This is a genomic window from Shewanella sp. 5S214 (assembly GCF_041439795.1).
GTDB classification, from domain to species: domain Bacteria; phylum Pseudomonadota; class Gammaproteobacteria; order Enterobacterales; family Shewanellaceae; genus Shewanella; species Shewanella vesiculosa.
On record NZ_JBGOOV010000053.1, the window covers coordinates 1 to 5,978 of the forward strand.

At 40.0% G+C, this 5,978-nt stretch carries 7 protein-coding genes; 6 read left to right on the forward strand and 1 reads right to left on the reverse strand.

Going from position 1 to position 5,978, the window contains the following annotated elements; all coding sequences use genetic code 11:
* Positions 1 to 82: hypothetical protein (locus tag ACED29_RS20745; RefSeq protein ID WP_371698636.1), on the reverse strand; the 82-nt coding region annotated here is incomplete at its 3' end.
* Between the two features lie 514 nt (positions 83 to 596).
* On the opposite strand from ACED29_RS20745, the gene ACED29_RS20750 reads away from it, so the two are divergent.
* The 6 genes from ACED29_RS20750 to ACED29_RS20775 all read left to right on the forward strand — a co-directional run bounded on the left by ACED29_RS20750 (position 597) and on the right by ACED29_RS20775 (position 5,608).
* Positions 597 to 1,304, forward strand: a complete 708-nt coding sequence (locus ACED29_RS20750) for a hypothetical protein (protein WP_182742616.1) — start codon at positions 597 to 599, stop codon at positions 1,302 to 1,304.
* Positions 1,301 to 1,783 (forward strand): hypothetical protein, encoded by a 483-nt coding sequence (locus ACED29_RS20755; protein WP_371698630.1) that lies wholly within the window; start codon positions 1,301 to 1,303, stop codon positions 1,781 to 1,783. Before ACED29_RS20750 ends, ACED29_RS20755 begins: the two co-directional genes overlap by 4 nt.
* Positions 1,784 to 1,800: 17 nt before the next feature.
* On the forward strand, positions 1,801 to 1,989 hold the full coding sequence (locus ACED29_RS20760; RefSeq protein ID WP_371698632.1) for a hypothetical protein: 189 nt from the start codon (positions 1,801 to 1,803) through the stop codon (positions 1,987 to 1,989).
* Complete coding sequence (locus ACED29_RS20765) at positions 1,986 to 2,657, forward strand: PP2C family serine/threonine-protein phosphatase (RefSeq protein WP_182742618.1); 672 nt, start codon at positions 1,986 to 1,988, stop codon at positions 2,655 to 2,657. The genes ACED29_RS20760 and ACED29_RS20765 overlap by 4 nt, the downstream gene beginning before the upstream one ends.
* Positions 2,658 to 2,889: 232 nt before the next feature.
* A complete protein-coding gene (locus ACED29_RS20770; RefSeq protein ID WP_371698633.1) occupies positions 2,890 to 4,365 on the forward strand; it encodes an LA2681 family HEPN domain-containing protein in 1,476 nt (491 codons plus the stop codon).
* 394 nt (positions 4,366 to 4,759) lie between these two features.
* Entirely contained in the window at positions 4,760 to 5,608 is an 849-nt protein-coding gene (locus tag ACED29_RS20775; RefSeq protein ID WP_371698634.1) for a DUF2971 domain-containing protein, read from the forward strand.
* Positions 5,609 to 5,978 lie beyond the last annotated feature (370 nt).

Sequence of the window (5,978 nt, forward strand, 5' to 3'; positions counted from 1 at the left end):
AGTTTGGCAGAAATAAGCTTGGCATCGTGCCCGTAGAGTAAGGCTTGCTGTTTCCAATAACTTGATGTTCCGCAAGCTTCAAATACCACCGTCATAGGCTTTGAGTTAGCAAGGAATAAGATAAATTCATCAGGTGTCATTTCTTCATTAGAACGCACTGTACGGTTTATAGTTTTACAAACTTGAATTACTTTCTTCGCTAAATCGACACCAACAATAGTATTTTTCATAATGGACTCCAACATGTGATGATACAAATGTAAGGTACACCACAGGGTTAAGTGTGGGGAGTCTAATTATCTACTTTATTCAGAGCCCTAGGTTCATCTGGTGATACAGATGGTTCACTCGTTAAGCGGTGAACAGCGCTTCATACGACTTCACGTCGCACGCCCCAAAGTCAGTTAGAGTTGATGCTTCATGTCGACAACTCACTCTCCATTTTCCATACTTTACCTAATCTGACAGAAACGCTTTAGACCATCAGGTCCAACATGCCAATTCTGTTCAGTTACCGTAATTTTCTTGCAAAAGTCTTTACCTTCTGTTTGAATGTGTTTTCTGTTCGCGAACAGAAAACACAGAGGAGCAGGATTATGCTTAAACCACAAGATCTATTAGTTACTTTTAAAATTCTGAGTTATGAAATTGGTTGCTCATCTGTAGAGAGTAGAAGTCACAACTCAAGAAAGGCTCCATGGGTAATATTTGAACCAATAAGTGTGTACGACAGGGAAAAGGATGAGATTATCGTTTCTGATGAACCAGATGACTTTGAAGCTGCAGATCTAGCATTGATTGAACAGTTCATCCTAGAAGGGGAGTCGGAAGAACAACGAGCTAGTTGGAGTTATAGAAAGTTGGCGCAACAGCTTTTTATGTCCCTCAGTGAAGTAAGTCAAGCAATCAAAAGAGCGAGTAAAGCAGGGTTATTGATAAAAAGAGGGGCCAAAGGCGTCCGAGTCAATAAGACCGTACTAATTGACTATGTCCGCTTCGGTGCAGGAGTTAGCTTTTTTGTCGAGCGTGGGAAAGTTGTCCGAGGTATCCCAACCGCTAGTGCTGCTTCATCATTTAAAGATATATTCGTCTCTTCAGCTGAGTTTCCTACCGTCTGGCCTTGTGCCCGAGGGACTGTTAAGGGGATCGCCATAGCCCCTATTTACAAATCAGTGCCAAAAGCGGTTATGATTGATCCGTGGCTCTATAAGCAATTGGCATTATTAGATATTTTTAGAGTGGGTAGTGCTAGGGAGAAAGAGGAAGCAATGCCTTACCTAGCCAAGTTGAAAGGTAATGTATGACAGAACATGAAGCATTAATACTGCCCATAGCTCATGCTTTGGGTAAAGACTTATTGGAGCAGGTGGCGTTTGTTGGAGGGGCCACTGTGTCCCTTCACTTAGATGATGCTCAACCCATTGATATCAGTAGTACTAAGGACGTGGACTTTATTGTCTCAGTGTCGAGTTATTATGGTTATCAGGTGTTGGCAGAACAGCTGCGTAGTCGAGGATTCAAACCGTCTATACCCGAAAAAGGCGAAGAAGCACCAATGTGCCGATTCGAATGTGAGGGTATTTTAGTTGATGTGATGCCTGATAAAGAAGACATTCTTGGTTTTTCAAACCCCTGGTTTCAGGTCGGGCTTCAAGAGTCTGTCACATACACTCTGCCAGACGGGTTAGCAATAAAAATAGCCCAAGCTAAACATCTATTGGCCACAAAGCTTGTGGCGTTCGCTACTCGTGGTAGGGATATGCTGAGGACATTGTCGTATTAGTCAATGGCAGGGATGCTTTGCTTGACGAAGTAAAAGAATCTCCCATTGAACTTAGGCAGTTCGTTCAGGAGGCAATGTCCAAATTCATCGCTAACTCTGATTTTGACTACTTGTTAAGAAATGCTCTGAATGGCGAAGAGGAAGAAAGGTTTGAAATAATTGAAGAGCGCTTTAATGAGCTTTCATCAAAGGAGTTTCTTCTTTGACCCCTAGCATTTTAGCTTGTGAAGTAGGAGGTTGTGAGCAAGTAAACGCCGATTACGCAGATCACTGGGCTGTTCAAGGTGGGCACTTCTATGTTGTTTGCGATGGCATTGGTCACAATGAGAACACTGCAGCAGCCGTAAGTGAGTTTTGTGAGCGGTTAAAAGGTGAGTTATCAGGGGGTATTATTAGTGATGAAACAGCCCTCGGTGATGCAATCATCAATGCTGTAAGGTCCCTAGAGCAACGGAGAGGCAGCTTTGCATTTTGTATGACTGCCGCATTGAAGTTGAACGATAGCTTGGTAGTTGCGCATTGTGGAGATTGTCGGTTGGGGTTCTTAACTCCTAAAGGCGTTGATTGGAAAACAGTGGACGACGTTCCTCACTATAAACTGCATCGTGACGGGGTGTTGGACAGGGACAGTTACTTGAAAGCTCGACATTTGGTTTCTTGTAAGATTAAACCTGGTGTTATAAGAGAGAGTCTAAAGGTTTACTCTTTGGACAATCCAGAACCCCAGTGCATGTTGCTATGTAGTGACGGCTTTTGGTCATATGTAGAGGTGGATCTTGAAGGGACTCCGGTTCTCAGTATGGAAGTGATTGACAGAATGCTGCCAGAATTGGCAAGCAGTGCATCTGATAATTTCAGTGTTATTTTGGTCTAGCAACTGGACGGAATTGCACTTCCTAATAAAAAACTAATTTGATTTGGCTTGGTTAAATCGCATGGCGAAACTAATAGTTGTCCATTTTTAAGTTAGCTTGAGTAACACATTATTGCCCCTTTCCTCGTTAGTGAACTGATTTTTTGTGTGTCCAATCATTTACTATTAGACTTACTTTTTCTCATATCTTTAATGTAGCCAGTAGTTTTAAGACTTTACAAGGAATCGCATAGTGCTGAATAGAGAAATCGAAGATCTAGGCTTAGAAATTGATATTGCATTTGATAACAATGATGTTTCAAAGCTAGAGGTACTGCTAGTTAGCTGTGATTCTCTTATGGAAAATGAGACAAGCGAGAATCATTCAGTCTTGTATTTCTATAAAGCTAATTGTTACGCAGCACTTCGTATGATTGAGCGAAAAGATGTAGATGATACTTGGAGTTGGCATCGAGAAAGGCTAGTGGCCGAGATACTTAATCTGCGAAAGGCAGTAGCAGAGTCTGGCTTCGAGAAACTTGATGAGATAATGCAGTGTAAAATACTCACAAATATAGCTAACGGAATGAGTTCACTAGGGCGAGTAATTGAGTCAATTAGCTATTATGAAAAAGCCCTCTCTCGTATTGATAATTTTGCTATGGCACTAGGTAATAAAGCAATTGGCCAAGTCCACTATGGACAGCATCTATATGACCCTGGGCATAGTGGTATTTTCTTTTTTCATGCCAATAAGGAGCTTAATCGTTTTGGTAGTGAGCCGATACTATGGGATTGTGGTATTCAACAGGATGCTCTAGAAACTTTTATGGGTTATAGGGACTTCACAGAAGACGTTCTAGAGGATATTGAGTTCGATAGTAAATTTGATTTTAATAACTTCTCATTAGGTAAGCACCAAAAAGAACAGGATTACAGAAGATGGTGCTTACAACATAAGCTATTTATAAACCCTTTGAATGATGTGTTCACCGCTACAATTGCTGCAAATGATGTTCTGCACTTACCTAGTCATTTCTACGCAGTCGGAGAAGAACCTAGATTTCCTAAATATTTTAACTTGCTAAAGCAAGAGTTCATAGTTGCCCGACATATGCTGTACGAGTTTACTACCGCCGATTTCGAACACTATTCTGACAATGACGTTCTGCTAGAGAATGGTTTGGACGGTGTATATCTAGGCTACCGAAATGAGTTACTGAAAAACTCGTTGAGAATTTCGTATTCTATCTTTGACAAAATAGCTTTGTTCTTAAACGACTATATGAAAATTGGATTAAAGGTAGACTCTGTAAATTTCCGTAATATTTGGGGAACGTACAATAAGAAAAATAAAGCGCTAGAAATCAATCCATGCTTTCTAGATCGTGAAAACTGGCTATTACGAGGTTTATACTTCTTATCGAAAGATTTATACGATCAAAATTTTACTGATGTTGCTGAACCAGAAGCTAGAGAATTACATATCATTAGAAAAATGGCAGAACATAGGTATCTGGGGATTCAGGAGTACCCAGCTCAAGTCGATGATACTGAGTATATGAAGTATATAACTGTTGATGATTTAGCCGATAAAGTGTTAAAGATGTTGAAAATATCGCGGGAAGCATTGATTTACCTTTCTTTAGCAATGCACATAGAAGAGCGTAAACGTGAAGAAACAAGGGGGGGGGAAATCGTAGTGCCTATACAATTTACACATCTTTAAAACGGTTGTAGCCCTAGCCAGTTAGAAAGTATCTGATGTCGTTATAGCCGGCACTTTCTAACTCTAAAGTGCCCCAAAGCTTGTTAGAACACCCCTGAACAATCGCAAACTGACGAATGAGTTACCCTACAAAGTCTCATCTATTAACCCTGCTTTTAGCGCTTTATTGGATTGTTAGAAACTGGATAGGTATATAGTCGTATTAAAGCCTAATGGGTTTTGAGTGTTTTTAAACTCATTAGCTTGCACGTTTTTCCAGATGGTGTATTTGATGGAAAGCTGATAAGTTCTCTGCAATACATATAGTTAACTATACGCGCTTTCACTGTTCTAATGAGATAAACGCGCATGCACACTAATCAAACATTATGTTTACATTGAGGTTTGGAGAAATATGGAAGTAACAATTGGGGAAAGTGCATCGTTAGATGAGGCTCTTTGGCGCTATATGTCGCTCGATAAATTGATTAATTTGTTAGAAACCCAAAAATTATATTTCACCGCTTTGGAAAGCTATAACGAAAGCGATCCATTTGAGGGCTATATGCCAGATGTCGCGGCCAAAGCTTATGCTGAGATATTTGGTTCTCAGGTTAGTGAGCTTAAGCAGGCTTATGAGGTGCTAAAACAAATGGATGTTGCTCAAAATAACCCTAAACTTGGTGAAATGAGAAATGGAATTGAGAAGCTTAGTTCTAAGATGGAATTAGCTTTCCATAAAATATCAAAAGCAATAACTGTAAACTGCTGGCATAGCAATCGCGTTGAATCTGAAGCTATGTGGAAATTGTATTCAGATGATGGCAAAGGAATAGCTATTAAGACATCAGTAGAACGTCTACACAATGCTTTAAAAGAACAGGTATTTGGTAAAAAAATCCAAATAGGTAAGGTACGGTATCTCGATTTTTCAGATACAAACCTAACACCAAAATGTTGTGTTGTTGATGGTAATATCAGCCCACTGATTAAGCGTTCATCATTTAGCCACGAAAACGAGCTCAGATGTTTCATTGTTAACCAAGTGCCTTCTGACAATATTGAATACTATCGTCCTAGTGCCGATATTGTTCCTGTGGATTTAAATGAGTTGATAGAAGCCATCTATATATCCCCATTCGCAAAGGAACCTTTCATTTCTAGTGTTTTTGCAATATGTGGCAAATACCAGATCGAAGATAAGGTTATAAAGTCTACTTTACTGGATATTAGTGGCTTTCTGCCAAAGCTAAGTAATTGGTAAAGCTGACAAAATTTTTAAAAGGGATTCAGCACGCGTGGCATTTTTACTATACGTTAATATCGGTATTGCGTCCTTCACCCCTTAACAGGGCATTAACACATGGAGATTTTAATCTGAAATCCACAGATTAAAGTTCGATACTTAATATCTTCTGCCACAGTGCAGAGACTTGTTACTTGCTATCATGAGCTAATTGACCAAATTTTAGTAATGATACAAAGTGTCCACTATTACTGGATCGGATCACTGGCGCTCACTGGGACAAAAACACACAGGCTCTCAGTCGCTCCGCTCCTAATTTTAGCCCCTAAGCGGGGCGTTGAGGCTGTAGAATTTCTCCAGAAAGACGTTTTCAACGTTTTTTAACAAA

Excerpts from the sequence above, each read along its gene's own strand:
- ACED29_RS20775 (WP_371698634.1), top strand. The coding sequence starts at position 4,760 with ATGGAAGTAACAATTGGGGAAAGTGCATCGTTAGATGAGGCTCTTTGG.
- ACED29_RS20750 (WP_182742616.1), top strand. The coding sequence starts at position 597 with ATGCTTAAACCACAAGATCTATTAGTTACTTTTAAAATTCTGAGTTAT.
- ACED29_RS20755 (WP_371698630.1), top strand. The coding sequence starts at position 1,301 with ATGACAGAACATGAAGCATTAATACTGCCCATAGCTCATGCTTTGGGT.